General features: G+C 51.3%; 20 protein-coding genes and 1 pseudogene. 3 read left to right on the forward strand and 18 right to left on the reverse strand.

Going from position 1 to position 16,794, the window contains the following annotated elements:
* Position 1 precedes the first annotated feature (1 nt).
* Genes IPI86_RS18715 through IPI86_RS18725 form a run of 3 tightly spaced genes read left to right on the forward strand, consistent with a single transcriptional unit; the run spans position 2 to position 2,930 of the window.
* Positions 2 to 949 (forward strand): ABC transporter permease, encoded by a 948-nt coding sequence (locus tag IPI86_RS18715; RefSeq protein ID WP_345299530.1) that lies wholly within the window; start codon positions 2 to 4, stop codon positions 947 to 949.
* Positions 950 to 951: 2 nt separating this feature from the next.
* Positions 952 to 1,950 (forward strand): ABC transporter ATP-binding protein, encoded by a 999-nt coding sequence (locus tag IPI86_RS18720; RefSeq protein WP_345299531.1) that lies wholly within the window; start codon positions 952 to 954, stop codon positions 1,948 to 1,950.
* Positions 1,947 to 2,930 carry an ABC transporter ATP-binding protein gene (locus IPI86_RS18725; protein ID WP_345299532.1) on the forward strand — a complete coding sequence of 328 codons (984 nt, stop codon included), beginning with the start codon at positions 1,947 to 1,949 and terminating at the stop codon, positions 2,928 to 2,930. The genes IPI86_RS18720 and IPI86_RS18725 overlap by 4 nt, the downstream gene beginning before the upstream one ends.
* Positions 2,931 to 2,998: 68 nt before the next feature.
* Here IPI86_RS18725 and IPI86_RS18730 read toward each other — a convergent pair whose 3' ends face one another.
* The 18 genes and pseudogenes from IPI86_RS18730 to IPI86_RS18815 all read right to left on the reverse strand — a co-directional run bounded on the left by IPI86_RS18730 (position 2,999) and on the right by IPI86_RS18815 (position 16,759).
* Entirely contained in the window at positions 2,999 to 4,006 is a 1,008-nt protein-coding gene (locus IPI86_RS18730) for an aldo/keto reductase (RefSeq protein ID WP_345299533.1), read from the reverse strand.
* Positions 4,007 to 4,080: 74 nt separating this feature from the next.
* Positions 4,081 to 4,854 (reverse strand): M20/M25/M40 family metallo-hydrolase, encoded by a 774-nt coding sequence (locus IPI86_RS18735; protein WP_345299534.1) that lies wholly within the window; start codon positions 4,852 to 4,854, stop codon positions 4,081 to 4,083.
* Positions 4,803 to 5,147 carry a hypothetical protein gene (locus IPI86_RS18740; RefSeq protein WP_345299535.1) on the reverse strand — a complete coding sequence of 115 codons (345 nt, stop codon included), beginning with the start codon at positions 5,145 to 5,147 and terminating at the stop codon, positions 4,803 to 4,805. Before IPI86_RS18740 ends, IPI86_RS18735 begins: the two co-directional genes overlap by 52 nt.
* Positions 5,147 to 6,328 (reverse strand): aspartate aminotransferase family protein, encoded by a 1,182-nt coding sequence (locus IPI86_RS18745; protein ID WP_345299536.1) that lies wholly within the window; start codon positions 6,326 to 6,328, stop codon positions 5,147 to 5,149. Before IPI86_RS18745 ends, IPI86_RS18740 begins: the two co-directional genes overlap by 1 nt.
* The gene (locus tag IPI86_RS18750) at positions 6,325 to 7,128 is read right to left on the reverse strand and encodes a [LysW]-aminoadipate kinase (protein WP_345299558.1); all 804 of its coding nucleotides are present in this window, start codon (positions 7,126 to 7,128) and stop codon (positions 6,325 to 6,327) included. Before IPI86_RS18750 ends, IPI86_RS18745 begins: the two co-directional genes overlap by 4 nt.
* 14 nt (positions 7,129 to 7,142) lie before the next feature.
* Positions 7,143 to 8,216, reverse strand: coding sequence for an N-acetyl-gamma-glutamyl-phosphate reductase (argC, locus tag IPI86_RS18755; protein ID WP_345299537.1), 1,074 nt, complete (start codon positions 8,214 to 8,216; stop codon positions 7,143 to 7,145).
* A 69-nt stretch (positions 8,217 to 8,285) separates the two neighbouring features.
* Positions 8,286 to 9,155 (reverse strand): lysine biosynthesis protein LysX, encoded by an 870-nt coding sequence (lysX, locus tag IPI86_RS18760; protein ID WP_345299538.1) that lies wholly within the window; start codon positions 9,153 to 9,155, stop codon positions 8,286 to 8,288.
* Between the two features lie 68 nt (positions 9,156 to 9,223).
* A complete protein-coding gene (lysW, locus tag IPI86_RS18765) occupies positions 9,224 to 9,394 on the reverse strand; it encodes a lysine biosynthesis protein LysW (protein WP_345299539.1) in 171 nt (56 codons plus the stop codon).
* Between the two features lie 2 nt (positions 9,395 to 9,396).
* Positions 9,397 to 10,272, reverse strand: coding sequence for an argininosuccinate lyase (argH, locus tag IPI86_RS18770; RefSeq protein WP_345299540.1), 876 nt, complete (start codon positions 10,270 to 10,272; stop codon positions 9,397 to 9,399).
* Complete coding sequence (locus tag IPI86_RS18775; protein WP_345299541.1) at positions 10,232 to 10,675, reverse strand: lyase family protein; 444 nt, start codon at positions 10,673 to 10,675, stop codon at positions 10,232 to 10,234. Before IPI86_RS18775 ends, argH begins: the two co-directional genes overlap by 41 nt.
* A gap of 91 nt (positions 10,676 to 10,766) precedes the next feature.
* Complete coding sequence (locus IPI86_RS18780) at positions 10,767 to 12,038, reverse strand: argininosuccinate synthase (protein WP_345299542.1); 1,272 nt, start codon at positions 12,036 to 12,038, stop codon at positions 10,767 to 10,769.
* Between the two features lie 330 nt (positions 12,039 to 12,368).
* A complete protein-coding gene (locus tag IPI86_RS18785) occupies positions 12,369 to 13,238 on the reverse strand; it encodes a 5'-3' exonuclease H3TH domain-containing protein (protein WP_345299543.1) in 870 nt (289 codons plus the stop codon).
* Positions 13,235 to 13,594 carry a hypothetical protein gene (locus tag IPI86_RS18790; protein ID WP_345299544.1) on the reverse strand — a complete coding sequence of 120 codons (360 nt, stop codon included), beginning with the start codon at positions 13,592 to 13,594 and terminating at the stop codon, positions 13,235 to 13,237. The genes IPI86_RS18785 and IPI86_RS18790 overlap by 4 nt, the downstream gene beginning before the upstream one ends.
* A gap of 28 nt (positions 13,595 to 13,622) precedes the next feature.
* A complete protein-coding gene (locus tag IPI86_RS18795; RefSeq protein WP_345299545.1) occupies positions 13,623 to 13,784 on the reverse strand; it encodes a hypothetical protein in 162 nt (53 codons plus the stop codon).
* A gap of 23 nt (positions 13,785 to 13,807) precedes the next feature.
* Positions 13,808 to 14,191, reverse strand: a complete 384-nt coding sequence (locus IPI86_RS18800; protein ID WP_345299546.1) for a DUF1801 domain-containing protein — start codon at positions 14,189 to 14,191, stop codon at positions 13,808 to 13,810.
* Between the two features lie 13 nt (positions 14,192 to 14,204).
* Entirely contained in the window at positions 14,205 to 14,810 is a 606-nt protein-coding gene (locus IPI86_RS18805) for a DUF1801 domain-containing protein (RefSeq protein WP_345299547.1), read from the reverse strand.
* Between the two features lie 17 nt (positions 14,811 to 14,827).
* On the reverse strand, positions 14,828 to 15,319 hold the full coding sequence (locus IPI86_RS18810; protein WP_345299548.1) for a GyrI-like domain-containing protein: 492 nt from the start codon (positions 15,317 to 15,319) through the stop codon (positions 14,828 to 14,830).
* Between the two features lie 47 nt (positions 15,320 to 15,366).
* Positions 15,367 to 16,759 (reverse strand): annotated as a pseudogene (locus IPI86_RS18815) (FAD-binding oxidoreductase).
* Between the last annotated feature and the right edge of the window lie 35 nt (positions 16,760 to 16,794).

The raw sequence follows: 16,794 nt of genomic DNA on the forward strand, positions 1-16,794 counted from the left end.
CATGACCATCTCAGAAGATCTCCCCAATCAATTGCTTGTCGCGGAAGTTGAAGCTCCGCCGCTTACGCTTGCCAACCTCACATGGCGCAGATTTCGCCGACACAAAATGGCGATCTTCGGCGCTGTTGTTTTGGTTTTGCTCACCTTGTATTCGTTCGGCGGCGCGTTCTTTTTCACCGAAAAGTATTCCAACTTCACAAATACAAAAGAGCGCCTACAGCCCCCCAGCGCGGCGCACCCCTTCGGCACCGACACTGTTGGGCGCGATATTCTCGCGCGCACCATTTATGGCGGCCAGATCTCGATCGCGATCGGAATTACAGCCGCATTCGTTGAAGTGATGATCGGCATTCTGATCGGCGCGCTTGCTGGGTATTTCGGCGGCAGGATTGACAGCATCCTGATGCGCTTCACCGAAGCCATGCTCAATATGCCACAGCTGCTTTTATTGATCGTTATGTCGAAGTTCTTCTCAGGCCAGCTTCCCAACATAAATATCCTTGGCCGCACTTTGAGCGGAAGTGTGGTCGTCATCGTTTTCATCATCGGGCTGACGAGCTGGCCTTATCTCGCCCGCATCGTTCGCGCAGAGTTTCTTTCCATTAAAGAACGCGAGTTCATCCTCGCTGCACGCGCCACCGGCACGCCCAGCTGGGAGATCATTTTCAAGCACATCCTCCCCAACAGCATCGCGCCAATCGTTGTCTCTGCGACGTTGGGTGTGGCAGGCGCGATCTCGCTTGAAGCCTATGTCAGCTTCCTTGGCATGGGCGTGCGCGCGCCAACCGCCACATGGGGTAATATGCTGGAGAACGCCTATAGATACATCGAATCGGCCTATTGGCTGTGGCTCTTCCCTGGTTTGTTGATCGTTCTGATTACCATCAGCATCAATTTTCTCGGTGATGGCTTGCGCGATGCGCTCGATCCACGTAGTCGGACGGTATAGCCATGAGCCAAGAACAACATGTTTTTCTTGAAGTAAAAGACCTGAGAACCCGCTTTCACACACCGGAAGGGACGATTTATGCGGTCAACGGTGTTTCGTTCTCTTTAAATGAAGGTGAAACACTGGCTGTTGTCGGTGAGAGCGGATGCGGGAAATCGGTGACGATGATGTCGATCCTGCGGCTGATCGCGATGCCGCCCGGTAAAATTGTCAGCGGCGAAGTGACGTATCGTGACAGGAACCTGCTCGAGTTAAGTGAAGATGCGATGGAACACATCCGCGGTAAAGAGATCGCGATGATATTCCAGGATCCGATGACCAGTCTCAATCCTGTATTGACCATTGGCCGTCAGTTGACCGAGACCCTGCGCACGCATACCCCCATGACCCCGGAGCAATGCCGCGAGCGGGCGATCACGCTTTTGGATTGGGTGGGTATCCCCGATGCGACGAAGCGTCTTTATGATTATCCACATCAATTTTCGGGCGGCATGCGGCAGCGTGTGATGATCGCAATGGCGCTGGCTTGCACGCCCAGCCTGTTGATCGCAGATGAACCAACCACCGCATTGGATGTCACCATTCAGGCGCAGATCATTGAGCTTGCCAAACGTTTGAAACAGGATGTGGGCATGGCGATGATCTGGATCACGCATGACCTCGGTGTGGTGGCGGGTATGGCAGATCGTGTGATCGTAATGTATGCTGGCTTTATCGTTGAAGAAGCCGATGTGGATGACCTTTACGATAACCCGCTGCACCCATACACAATTGCACTGCTGCAAGCCCTGCCGCGCGCAGACCGCCGACGTGAAAAGAGTTTGAAGTCAATTCAAGGTGCACCGCCAAATTTATTAGCCGAGCCTGTTGGGTGTCCTTTCGCGCCGCGCTGCGAATTCGTACAGGATCGCTGTGTGCGTGAAAATCCGCCATTGCAAATCGTTGAAGGAAAGCATAAGGCCGCCTGCTGGGTGGATGTGAAAACAGGAGGCTTGCGATGACCGGGCCATTGGTACGCGTTGAAGAATTGACCAAACATTTCCCGATCACCAGCGGGGTCATTTTCGACCGAGTGGTCGGCGCTGTGCGCGCAGTGGATGGTGTTTCGTTTGAGATTCAAAAAGGGGAAACGCTCGGCCTCGTCGGTGAAAGCGGATGCGGCAAGACCACGGTTGGCCGCACGCTGCTGGGATTGTATCCCGCTACTTCAGGCAGATCGATCATTGACAATCTCAGCGTGCACGAATCCACGGGCGCTGAATTGATGCAGATCCGCCGCAAAGCACAGATGATCTTTCAAGACCCATACGCTTCATTAAATCCGCGTTGGACGGTAAACGCGATCATCAGCGAGCCATTACGTGTGCACAAATTGCTGGCGAGTCAAAAGGAACGCGATGACCGCGTAAAGGAATTGCTTGAACTGGTGGGCTTGAATGTACGTCACATGAACCGCTTCCCGCATGAATTTTCAGGCGGACAGCGCCAGCGCATCGGCATTGCACGCGCGCTTGCTTCTGATCCGCTCTTCATCGTGTGCGATGAACCCATTTCCGCACTGGATGTTTCCATTCAAGCACAGGTGGTCAACCTGCTCGAAAAATTACAAGACCATCTTGGACTGACCTATCTTTTCGTGGCACATGACCTGAGTATGGTGCGGCATATTTGTGACCGCGTCGCAGTGATGTATCTGGGCGTGATGGTCGAAACCGCTGAACGGGATGAACTTTACGAAAAGCCCCGCCATCCCTACACACAGGCTTTACTTTCCGCTGTGCCGCTGCCTGATCCGCGTAAAGAACGCGCACGTCAACGCACCATTTTGGTGGGCGATGTCCCCAGCCCGATCAACCCGCCTTCAGGATGCAGATTCCATCCGCGCTGTCCCATCGCAGTGGACCGCTGCAAGACCGAAGTTCCAAAATGGCGAGAGGTTGCCCCCGGACATTACACAGCCTGTCATTTGGTAACCGAATAATAAACGGGTCACGCTTTTAGCGTGACCCGTTTCGTTTTTACACTTTATAGGAGTGTTCGGTCATTTTATCAGGAATTGACACGCGCCTTCATCCACTCGTTATTATTATGAAAATCTGAAACGGCATTCCCCGGATGCACAAGCTCATCGAACAATGGCCGATCTGCTTCATCCAAAGTTTTATCCATAACAACGAGCGCATCCTCGAGATGAGCAAGCGTACGCGGGCCAATGATGGGAGCGGTGATACCGGGTTGATCTTTCGTCCATAACAGGGCCAATTGTGAAGAGGTCAGTCCGCGTTCCTCAGCCATTTTGCCCACCGCATTTGCAACATCGATCCCGCGTTGAGTGATGCGTGAATCGCTCATACTCTTATCCCAGAGTTGCGCGCGCGAACCTTCAGGATAATTCCCGGTTTGCGGATAACGCCCTGCCAACACACCCACCGCCAACGGCGAGTATGGAACGATCGCCAGGTCATATTTTCGGCACAATGGGACAAGCTCATTCTCGATACGGCGATCCAGCAGATTATAGGGAGGTTGTTCACTGATATATCGATTCAGTCCAGCCTTCTCACTGATGGAGAGCGACTCCATGACCATCCAGGCGGGATGCGTGGAACAGCCAATATAACGGACCTTCCCCGCACGAATCAGATCATCAAAAGCCCGCAGCGCTTCCTCCTGCGAATGTGCCAACGGCGGACGATGAAGTTGATAAAGATCAACGTGGTCGGTCTGTAAACGCTGCAACGAATCTTCACAAGCCTTGATGATGTGATAACGGGTCGCGCCACCATCATTGGGAAGATCCCCCATCCGATGAAAAACCTTTGTCGCCAGGAAAACCTGATCATGCAAACGATGTTCTTTCAAGAATCTTCCTACAATACGCTCACCCTCCCCCATGTAATAAACATTTGCCGTATCGAAAAAATTAATTCCACCATCCACCGCCCTACGCATGATCTCAAAGGAATCTTTTTCAGTGGTTGCTCCGCCAAAGTTCAATGTTCCCAAACACAACGGTGAAACCAGCACTCCAGAACAGCCCAATCTTCGATACTCCATGACACGCATCCTTTCTTGAATATGATCAAATCATAGAATATCATTTTTCTCGCAAGATGCAACCCATCTCAGTATTATTCTGTCAACCTGCTCAACGCACTTGAAAGCACCTGAACAGCCCTGGAATAATCCTCCAACGAAATATGTTCATTCGGCGTATGATCCAACGCTGAATCACCTGGACCATACACCACAGCAGGACATTTCCATACAGGAGCGACGATGTTCAGATCAGCGGTTCCCGTTTTATAGACGAAACGCGGCTCCCCGCCCTGTGACCTGATTCCGCTTAAGAAGCTTCGTACTAGCTGAGTATTTTTCTCACACCCCCACGCAGGGATGGCGAATCCAACGGGCTCGATTAAGACCCTAAGGGTTTCTGAAACCCTTAGGGTCTCGTTTAATATTTGATACCAATCTTCTGGCGAAACTTCCACAGGCAAGCGGACACCAACCTTCAACCTTGCCCATTGTTCAAAATCATTCGAGTCCGAATCCATGCCGCGCAAAGTGAGCAATAATTTATCAAACACCTTTGGCTTATCTGCATTGAACGAATCCACATACGCCTTGATCTTCAACCAAACATCCACAGCCGCTTCCGCCGCTGTCTCTTCGCCGCTCGCCGTGTGAGCCTGCCCGCGTTTGACAGTCACATTCGCCCACGCGCTGCCTTTGTAACCAAGCGCCATTCTGTCCCACTGATTGGGCTCACCGATGATCGCAAAATCAGGCTTGTATTGTGTTGCGACAAATCTTGCACCTTCCGAATTTCGCTCTTCTTCCACCGCGCCGATCACAATAAACTGCCAGCCATCCTTCGCGCCGACCTTTGCCACCGCATCCACAAAACTCGCCAACGGCCCTTTCGCATCCACCGACCCGCGGCCATACAAGGGAGGGGCGCATCCTCAACACGGACGGATATTTCCCCAGGCACCGTATCAATGTGACCCAGCAGCACAACCTGCTTCGTCCCCTTCCCCATCACACCGACAGCATTGCCAGCCTCATCAACAAAAGCGTCATCAAATCCCAACGCCTTCATCCGCGCCACCAGCCATTCCACCGCGCCGCGTTCCTGCCCCGATGGGCTGTATTGAGAAACAAGTCCGATTAGGGTTTCAAATTCATCATTCATTATTCAGCATTCTGCATTTCACTGGTCAGCACTTCCGTCAACACATCCACCAGATGATCGATCTGCTCATAGGTAATCACCAGCGGCGGCAACAAACGGATCACGGTCAAACCTGCATTCAAGGCAATGATCTTTTTCTCCTGCAATGTCTTGATATACGGCGTGACCTTCTGCTTCATCTCAATGCCGATCATCAAGCCAATTCCACGCACCTCACGGATATTGGGCGATTCGATCTTCTTCAACTTCTCCATCAAATACGCACCCTTCGCCGCCGCCTGACCTGGCAAATCTTCGCCGAGGATAACATCCAGCGCTGCATTTGCCGCCGCACACGAAAGCGGATTTCCGCCAAAGGTCGAGCCATGCACACCAGGCACAAGGTTCTTGATGTTCGCACCGATCAACACCGCACCCATCGGCACGCCGCCCGCCAGTGACTTTGCGCAGGTCAGCAAATCGGGAGTCACACCGTAATGTTGAACTGCAAACATCTTGCCCGTGCGCCCAAAGCCCGTTTGGATTTCATCCACGATCAACAACGCGCCGCGCTCATCGCAGATCCGCCGCGCAGCTTGGATGTATTCCAAACTCGCAGGGTACACGCCGCCTTCGCCTTGCACCACTTCCAAAATCACAGCAGCAGTTTCTTCATTCACAGCTTTATCCAATGCTTCGATATTGTTATATGAAACATGCGAAACCCCAGGCAGAAGCGGCTCAAATCCTTCACGATATTTTTTATTGAACGTCGCTGAAAGCGAGCCGTAGGTTCGTCCATGAAACGCGCGCATCGCGGCAATGAAATTCTTGCGTCCCGTGGAAATGCGCGCAAACTTAAACGCCGCCTCCACAGCCTCAGTCCCTGAGTTGCAGAAAAAGACTCTGTCCAAGCCGGGAACCAACGCCGTAATTTTTTCCATCAACATAGCACGCTGGTCATTCGGGAAAGACTCAAAAAGCGTTATCAGCGTATTCGCCTGCTTGTAGAGCGCCTCCGCAATTTTCGGGTGAGCATGACCGAGGTTCGCAACGCCATGTCCCGACGAGCAATCCAAATATTCCACGCCGTTCACATCGAACAACGAAGCGCCTTGTCCGCGCACGATGGTCAATGTCTGCTTGGCATACACGCCAGAGGTGTGTTTATTTTCAGTATCTATAATTTGCTGTGCGTTCATTCGATCACCGTTCCGTTTCCTGCCAAAGCATTTGAGATTGGATTTTGAATTCTTCCGTCCGCGATGATGACGCGACTCACGCCGCCCTTCAACGCTTCCTCCGCGCCGAGGACTTTCTTCTTCATGCGACCCTGCGCCGCCTCACTCGCCGCCGCCAGTTGACTCTGCGGCAGCTGCCGAATGAGCGTGGACTCGTCTGGGAAATTCTTCATCAGCCCAGGCACCGCTGTGAGCAACAAAAGATTCTCCGCCTTCAGCGCGGACGCAACCATCGCCGCCGCGCGGTCTGCATCCACATTCAACGCCTCGCCTTTTTCACTGACAGCCACAGGCGCGATCACGGGCATGTATCCCGCATTGAGCAGCATCAACAGCAGTTCACTATTCACGGTATCGATCTTCCCCGTGTAATCATCGCGGATAATTTTCCGCTTGCCATTCTCAATGCTCTGCACCGACTCTTTGCGCGTGGCTTGCATCAACTTGCCATCAAGTCCGCACAGCCCAAACGCGTTGACTCCCATCATCTGCAACTGCTCGGTCAACAGCGAATTGACCTTGCCATTCACCGCCATCAAAAAGATTTCCAGCGTCTTGCGATCCGTGTAGCGCGACGTGTATCCCGAAGGCGAAGTGATCATCTTCGGCGGAGTCCCAAGTCCTTCACCAAGCGCATTCGCCTCCGCAGACCCGCCATGCACAAAGACAAACCTTTTGCCTTGCTTCAACAATTCCACAGCATCCGCACAGATCGCAGAAAAATCCACGCCTTCCGTGCCGCCAAGTTTTACAACAGTAATTGAAGATTCATCCTTCATAATTTAGCCTTCATCCTCGAAATTGAATATGGATTCAAACCGGGCAACCCTGCAAACTCCAACCCCAGAGTCTCATCCCATCCCATCATCAAATTCATACACTGCACCGCCGTACCAGACGCACCCTTCATCAGATTATCAATCGCGCACATCGCCACGATATGACCGTTGCTCTCATCCAGTTCAAAGCCGAGATCGGCATAATTCGAGCCAGCCAAAATCTTCGGCTCAGGGACTCGGTAAATCCCGCGCTGTTCCTTCACCACCCGCACGAACGGATTTTCATTCGCCACCGCTCTATAAGCTTTCCACAAATCTTTTGTCGCCACACCAGGCTTGACCTTGGCATGAGCCGTCGCCAACACCCCGCGGACAATATCCACAGCGGTCATGGTCAACGAGACATCTTTTACACCCATTTCCTGAATCACTTCAGCCGTGTGACGATGTCCAAACGCCGAGAACGTCCGAATCACATTCGCGCGTTCCGCATGCAGCGAACCAGAATTCCCTTCCGCGCCGCCTTCGGACGAACCAACTTTAATTTCAATAATGACTGGAGCAGACAGATCGATCAAATCCGCTTTGACCAACGGCAGCAGCGCAAGGTTGCTCGCCGTGGCATTGCATCCCACCCCGCTGATGTAACTGGCTTTGGAAATCTCTTCGCGATGAAGTTCAGGCAAGCCATACACAAACTTGCTCAACCACTCTGGCGCGGCATGAGCTTCGCCGTACCATTTTTCATAAAACGCCGCATCCCGCAGACGGAAGTCCGCCGCGAGGTCAATAATTTTTGTTCCAAGTTTGGCATACTCTTCAATATTCTTTTGCGCCTGTCCATGCGGCTGGGCGAGGAACAACACATCCACGGGCTCCAACTGCGAAGGGTCGCTGAATTTCAACTGCGTCTTCTTTCGCAAGTTGGGATGAGTCTGATACACATACTCCCCCACCCGCGAGCGTGACGTCACCTGCTTGATCTCCACATTGGGATGACCCAACAACAAACGCAATAATTCTCCACCCCCATACCCCGAACCGCCAATAATAGAAACTGTAGTCATCAATAATTGCTCCTCATAAAACCAGTGATCAGTTTTCAGTTGTTCAACTTTCCACTGTCTACTGTTCACTGATTACTTTTCACTGCTCTTCGCCGCTTTCACCGTGTATTCCACGATCTCACCCGCAATATCAATGCCGCTCACAGGCTGCATGGTGTGGAATTCCATCGTGTGATTGATCTCGTTGACCAAATAACCGCGCTCGGTATGTTCGATCAAATCCACGGCCAGCACACCGCCGCCAACAGCCGCAGTTGCTTTCAAGCACATCTCTTCGATCTCAGGTGTGATGGGACACAACTCCCCTTCCCCGCCGCGCGCCGTGTTCGTGATCCAATGTTCAGACTTGCGATACATCGCCGTCAACACACGGTCACCGATCACAATCGCGCGAATGTCACGCCCAGGCTTCTTAATGAATTCCTGAATGTAGAAAACAGAATGCTGCACCGACCCAAGCGTGGACTTGTGTTCAAGCACCGCCTCCGCCGCATCGCGGTCGTTGATCTTCGCCAGCAACCGTCCCCATGAACCGACAACGGGCTTCAACACAACAGGATAGCCAAACGCTTCTATCGCATCCAATGCAGCTTCGGGTGTGAAGGCCACCACATTACGCGGCTGTGGCACGCCCGCCTTCGCCAGCATCGCAGATGTGGTCAACTTGTCGCCGCACACTTCTGCCACCAGCGCGGTATTCACCGTCGGCACGCCAAATGAATTCAACAATCGCAGCGCATACAATCCGCTTGTGTAGCTGATACTGCGCTCCAGCACCGCATCAAACGCACGCCACGGTTCGGGGTTTTCCAAGTCAAATGAAATCGCGCGGTCATCGAGTCTTTCATAATCAATGCCGCGTTTTTCCATCGCCGCAAAGATCCATTTTTCTTCCACACGCACACGGGAATAAAGGACGCCTATCTTCAATCTCTTTTGCATAAGAATCATCCAAGAGAAAGCGGAAAGCAGAAGGCAGCCTTTTTCTGCATTCCGCCTTCTGCTTTCCGTTATTCTCCCCAATCTTCCTGTTCCATGGGCGCGAGTTGCACGGCAGCAGGCTCAATCGCAATTACTTCGAGATCCACGCCGCAATCCGAACAGACGATAATCTCGCCAGCTTCGGTTCCAGCATCCAACGTAATTTCAGCTTCACATTCAGGGCAGGTAACAGTAGACATTTTTATTCTCCTTTGATTTTTTCAATTTGATTTTTTACAGATTGGAGACTCGTGCCGCCAATCGCATTTCTTTTTTCGATGGATTTCATCGGGTCGAAAACTTGATACACATCCGCCTCAAACGCTGGACAGAGTGCCTGATACGCTTCGAGTGACAGTTCCTCCAACCCGATATTTTTCTCCCCCGCCTCGCGGACAGCTTTTCCTGCTATCGCGTGAGTCTCGCGAAACGGAATCCCTTTTTCAACAAGATAATCCGCCAGATCAGTCGCCATCATGAACGAGTCAATCGCGTTTCGCATTCGGACAGGTTTTGCAGTGATCGTGTTGATCGCACCAGCAATGACTGGAAGAATCGCCAGCAACGTATCCGCCGCCGCGAAGACAGGCGCTTTATCTTCCTGCAAATCTTTATCGTAGGTTGATGGCAAGCCTTTGAGCGTGGCGAGCAAACCCGTCAACATTCCAATGAGTGTGCCAGCCTTGCCGCGTGTCAACTCAAAGACATCGGGATTCTTTTTCTGCGGCATGAGGCTTGAACCCGTTGAGAAGGCGTCCGAAAGTTCGAAGAAACCAAACTCGGCGCTGGTGTACAAAACAATTTGCTCCGAGAGTTTGCTCAAATGAATACCCGTCATCGTGGCGCAGAATAAGAATTCGGCAGCGAAATCTCTATCTGAAACAGAGTCGAGGCTGTTGGGCGAAGCGACTGCAAAGCCAAGTGACTCAGCCAACGCAGCGCGGTCCACAGGGACGGGTGTGCCAGCGAGTGCGCCAGAACCAAGAGGCAAAATCGAAACTCGTTTAATGAGGTCGTTCAGTCTCTCGCGGTCACGTTCAAGCGGCCAGTAGTGACTCAGCCACCAATGCGAAAGCAAGAATCGGCTGGGCGCGCTGCAGATGAGTGTAGCCAGGCATAATGGTCTCACCTGCGAGTTCAGCCTGCGCGAGCAATGCAGATTGCAGAATTTTGAATGCAGAATCGAGTTCGGGAATGGCTTGCAACATCCACAATCTAAAATCGGTGGCGACTTGATCGTTGCGGCTTCTTCCCGTGTGGAGTTTGCCTGCGGTCACACCGATCAACTCGGTGAGGCGGCGCTCAACGGCAGTGTGGATATCTTCATCGGAGGGGACGAAGGAAAACTGTCCCGAAGCGAATTCTTTTTTGACAGTATCAAGCCCGAGCGAGATCGAAGCGTGTTCTTCATCCAAAAGAATATTTGCTTTGTGCAACGCATTCGCCCACGCGATGGAACCATCCACATCCTGAATTGCCATGCGCTGGTCAACAGGCAATGAGGAATTCAGGTCCCATGGCTTGATCGTTTAGTTTGGTGCAAAGCGTCCGCCCCACAGAGTCGTCATGGGTCTAATCTCTTTTGAATTTCGAATAATCAGGCTTCGGCATATCCAAACCTGAAACAGGCAGCCCATTCATCGCGCGGACTTTCATGCTGAGGCCATACAGGCGAATGAAACCCTCGGCGTGACTCTGATCGTAGACATCCTCTTCGCCGAAGGTGGCGAAATCTTCGCGATACAAACTGAACGGAGATTTCTTGCCAGCGGTGATGATGTTGCCCTTGTAAAGTTTGAGGCGCACAACACCCGTGACAGGCCCTTGCGTGGAATTGACAAAGGCATCAATTGCCTCGCGCAACGGCGTGAACCAAAGGCCGTTGTATGTGACCTCGGCATATTTCACAGCAACCATTTCTTTGAAGTGCATGGTCTCGCGGTCCAACACAAGCGACTCGAGTTCGCGATGCGCATACAGCAAAATGGTGCCGCCAGGAGTTTCATACACGCCATGAGACTTCATACCGACGAGGCGATTCTCAACGAGATCAACGCGTCCAATGCCGTGCGCGCCGCCGATGACATTGAGTGTTTCCACAATTTTTGCAGCAGAAAGTTTTTCACCGTTCACAGCAATCGGATTGCCGCTTTCAAATTCGATCTCAACATACGCGCCTTCCTCAGGAGCATTCTCTGGTGAAGTGGACATTTGGAACATGGATTCTTCGGGTTCATTCCACGGGTCTTCGAGCAGACCGCCTTCGTGCGAAAGATGCCAGAGATTTGAGTCACGGCTGTAAATGGATTTGATGGTGGCGGTGACGGGAATGTTATATTTTGCCGCCATCGCAATCGCATCTTCGCGGGAGCGGATATTCCACTCGCGCCACGGAGCGATGATCTTGAGGCGTGGGTCAAGCGCCATGACGGTTAATTCAAAACGAACCTGATCATTCCCCTTGCCTGTTGCGCCGTGCGCAATCGCATCCGCGCCAACTTCGTGAGCTACATCAACAAGATGTTTTGCAATTAATGGACGGGCCACCGATGTGCCCAATAAATACTTGTGTTCATAAACCGCCCCTGCTTTCAGCATTGGAAAAAGATATTCAGCAGCAAACTCTTCTTTCATGTCATGGATAATGCACTGACTTGCACCGCTGTTGATGGCTTTCTGTTCGAGTCCGCGCATGTCTTCATCGCCCTGCCCCACGTCTGCACAAAAGCAGACGACTTCACAGCCGTAGTTCTCTTTCAACCACGGCACGATCACGGATGTATCCAGTCCGCCTGAATAGGCGAGGACAACTTTCTTCACTTGCGGTTTTGATTGCGGGTTCATTTTTACTCCTGGTATTTGATTCCCTCTCCCTCTGGGAGAGGGTTAGGGTGAGGGGAAAATAAAAACGGCCATCCGATGAAGGATGGCCGTTTTGGATTGACTTGTGCTTTCGCTTAGCGCACTATTGCGTTCGCTTCACCGTCAAAACAAAAAACTCCCAACCTTCTCAAAGAAGTAGGCTCAGGACGACGGGTACGAGGCAATGCAAAGACTGTAAACAAGGTACTGTACATATTGGGCGGTATTCTAATCGAAAAACGAAATGAGTCAATAGTTTCTGCGGGCAATTTCAAAAGAGTACCCATTCGGGTACCCCTTTTCTGCAAACGATTAATGCCAGCGTTTTATCCGTTCCAGAATACTCTCACTCCCCAATTCCTTACAAATCTTCCTCAAGCGCGGGTTGGCTCCCTGCCACTTCAAGTCAGCAAGACTTTCTTTGATCGGCACATCCGTCCGCAAAGTGGATAATTCCCTGAATAACAAAGCATCTTTGTAATTGTTTTTGAGATTCTCCAGCAAGGTCGTAGCACGACCGAGACCCAGACCTAATTTATTCGGGTCACTGGGAATTGCCTCAATATGCTTGTACTTCGCCAACACTGTCGAAGTAGACTTCTCTCCCCAACCTTGAATGCCTGGGTAGCCATCAGCAGAGTCACCTACCAATGCAAGAAAATCAGGAATGGATTCAGGGCTGACACCAAATTTTTCAATCACACCTTTTTCATCCAAAACAATTTCGCGGCGGCGGTCCCAACAAACGACTTTGTCACGCTCCACCATTTGCGTCAGATCCTTATCCACCGAACAGATGACAACCTGCTCCACCGACTTGACCTTCTTGAACTTCGCCACTGCCGCAGCAATCGCATCATCCGCTTCAAACTTGACCATGGGCCAGGTCACCAACCCCAAGGCTTTGACCGCCGCCTCAGCCAGTGGAAATTGATTCAAGATAACAGGGTCAACCCCTGCACTGGATTTATAGCCCGCATACATCTTGTTGCGAAACGACTCGATCACATGGTCGAAGGCAACAGCAACATGTGTCACTTCGGGATCGTTTAACAGCAACATCATGCTTCGAATGAGTCCGAGCGTTGCGCCGACTTCCTGCCCGCTGAGAGATTTCTTCGGCGGCGCGCCGAAATGAGCGCGGAATAATTCATACGTGCCATCAACCAAATGGATCTTCATTTCTTCCAAACTCCTGCGCACTTCTTTTGGTTCTTCACATCTTTTTCAGAGGCGATCAACGCCTGCGCTTTTTCCCGAATCGATTCATCCCCGACTTCGTTGTACACATTTCGCATCGAAACCAAAATATCATAGCGGATCAAATGCCCGTTCTTTTCAGCAGCACATTCCTTAAATCGTTTTTCCATCCCATCCAAATAAAGCTTTTGATGCTTCTTGCCAACCACTCCCACGTTCCACAACGACTGCATGCAATGCCGCGCCGTGACGAAGCGTTCATCTTTCGTTACATTGAGTAATTTTTCATAGTCCTTGAAGATCCTGCCCTTGGGGTCGCTCTTCGCAAGATGCGTCAAGATTTGCGACGTGATCGCACGGACATGGTTATCCTTTGTGCGTCAACCCTTCCACAATTTCGTCCCACGCCTCGTATGCCCAATCCACAGGCTGCTCGGTCTCTTTCATTAAATAATCATAGGCTTTGAATTGAATCTGGCCATCGTCCGAGCGGATATTATCCAAATGTGTACGGATCGTTTTATCCATAGGCACCTTTACTTTACGTTCTCCTACTGGTATTTCTTCTTGCCGCCAGAACCGTTGAAGTCAACCGCAGCACGGATGAGATCCTTAAGTGCCGCCTCATCAACCTTATCACCTTCAGCAATATCAATGGCGCGTGTGGCTTTGGCTTCCAAGCCTGCGTTGAATAATTTTTTCGGGTCAGGCAGGGATGCACCTTTGAAAAAATTAAGTTTCACATGATCTTTGAAAACTCCTGAAGCAACCACATTGCCTTTAAGCGTCCACACGGGAACACCCCACTTCCAATCTTCAGAAACTTCGGGAGCAGTTTTCAGGATCATGGCACGGAATTTCTTGATCCACGTTCCGCGCCAATCGGTGAGGTCGTTTATAAATTTGTCGATCTCTTGTGAGGGAGTCAGTGCCATTAATAATTTCTCCTTATCTCTGCAACTTAATCAACTCTTTCAACGCCTTTTCCAGCAAGGCCTTCTTCGCCTTCACATCCTTCATGTCTGTAAAATAAGCCATGCGCCTATCCACGTAATCCCCTTCCAACAATTCGCTCTTCACCTTCGCAATCATCGGATTATGAAACACAAGATGAACACGCTTTTCATCCCGCAAGTTAAAGGTCACCAAATACTCGCCTTTGTAATTGAAGGATGGCGCCTTCCATTTAATTTCTTCGTTGATGTCTTTATTCACGCCTTTGATGATGGAACGCAACGCCTCTATCTCCGCCTTGAGCGGGTGACTGAGATTCTCGAGGAATTCATCCACCTTATCCGTGCGGCTGACGGGCGATCCCTTCTTCTTTTTCGGCGTGTCATTCGCCGAGCCTGCCTTAAACGACAATCCTTTTTCCTTGAGCGTCTCGCGCAATATGCCAAGCGCCTTGGGTCCCATCCCATGCAATTGACCTAACTCCGCTTCAGAAATTTTGGTCAACTGCTCAAGGCGGGTATATCCAGCCGCTTCCAACGCGCGCGTGGCTGGGGCTCCAATTTTCGGAAAATCATTTTTATTTTGATTGTCTTGTTTCATTCAAGTTCCTACATTTTTTATTTAACTAGAAATGCAAGTTCTGTCTGCCACTTTTGCGGGTCTGGCTCAGTATCTGGGTCAGTAGGATACCATTCAATTCGTCCCGCCCACCATTCAACTCCATCTTTTATTGTAGTTTGCCACGTAATATTATTTTTTTCTGCCCAAGCTAGAAATTCAGAAGTCACAGCCACTAGGTTTTCGTAATGTCCAAAATATAAGAAGACAGCATACTGCCCTTCGGGAAATACGCCTGTTGTAATTCGGTCATTTCCATCCACCCTACTTGCAACAGGAAAGCCAACTTCTATATCAAGCTTTTTATCCATATCAGTAGTGAGATAGCGAATAAAAGGCGGGCCAGAAGGTGTTAATCCCTTGCTAGCTAAAAAGGCATTTGCTTCATCCCAAAATCCTCCAAGCACCTCGCCAAAGGGTATCCCCACCTGTGCGCGGACTGCAACATAAGGTTGTTCCGTACGATGTTCCAATTTGGGTTCCACATTCATGGTTCACTCTCCTTAATATAATTTATAAATTTAAGAGCTATGCTCTTTTATTTCTTTGGCGGGATATTCTGATTGAGGTGGAAAAAGTTATCAGGGTCGTAGCGGGCTTTGATGGCGGCGAGCCGCTCCCATGCGCCGTTTGGATACGCGGCGCGGACTTGTGCTTCGTCCACATCCGCAAGGAAGTTGACGTATGCACCATTATCACTTTGGCGCAGAGCCGCAGCGAACTCCGTCACCCAGGCTTCATGGATTTCCTTTTCATCGGGATTTTCATACAACGCGGCAAGGTTGACCATGATCCGCGAATTGCGATGGGCGAACGCTGTTGCATCTGCTGGAACGCGGGACATCGCGCCTCCCAATACCCGCAGCTGGGTCACAGCCATTGAGGCATTCGAACTCTGAAGGCGATTCAAGATCATCTCCGCTTCAGAGCGGGTGACATGGTCAATAAACATGGTGCGTCCCACTGCGAGGGGATGATATCCACCTTCTTCGGGAGGGAACATTTCAGAGTAGGTCATCGGGCGGATCATATCCGCATAGGGTGTGGCGATGGAACGGAATTTGGAAATGACCTGCTCCCCCACTTCTATATCGCCAGCATAAACCATCATCGCCATGATGATCACCTTGCCATGCACATCTGCTGGAAGGAACGGCATGGGCGGCGCGGTCATAATGTTCAGGATGGTGGAAAGTTCGTTCGGAGCAGATTCAGCTTCGGCGATGAAAGAGGCGATAGTGTCCGCAGTTGCAGGCAGGCAAAGCATCCCGCCCAGTACTTTATCCAGTTCATGCAATTGGAATTTGAAGCGGGTTGCGACGCCAAAGTTTCCGCCGCCGCCGCGGATCGCCCAAAATAGATCGGGATGATTCTGATCATCCACATGCAGGAGTTCGCCATCGGCGGTCACAACCTCGGCAGCCAACAGGTTGTCAATTGTGAGTCCATGCTTGCGCACGAGATAACCGACACCGCCGCCCAGCGTGATGCCGCCAAGACCGACCGTGCCTGTATCGCCAAAGCCTGTGGTGAGACCGTAGGCGGCTGTTTGAGCAACATACTCGCCAGCGGTCAATCCAGCTTCAGCCCAGGCAGTTTTATCCTGAACATTGATTTGCAGATCCTTCATCGCAGAAAGATCAAGGACGATGCCGCCTTCGGTGGTGCTGTGACCTGCGTTGCTGTGCCCGCCGCTGCGGAATGGCAAGCTCGATCCCAGCCTCGCGCGCCACAGATACAAGGCGAGAGACATCGCCCGCATCTGCAACTCGAACAATTGCCGCGGGGTGACGGTCAATGCCGCCATAGAAAACGGTGCGCGCCTGTTCATAGCGCGGGTCATCAGGGGCGATGACCCGTCCGTTGAAGAGCGCGCGCAGCTCTGAAATTGAAGGGACTATTTGATCAATCGGGTTGGATTTGATTTTCATTTTTCTCTCCTCATTTCTAAAGTTGGTCTGTAAAA

Origin of the sequence: Candidatus Villigracilis affinis (assembly GCF_016705895.1) — a bacterium.
In the GTDB taxonomy this organism is placed as follows: Bacteria; Chloroflexota; Anaerolineae; order Anaerolineales; family Villigracilaceae; genus Villigracilis; species Villigracilis affinis.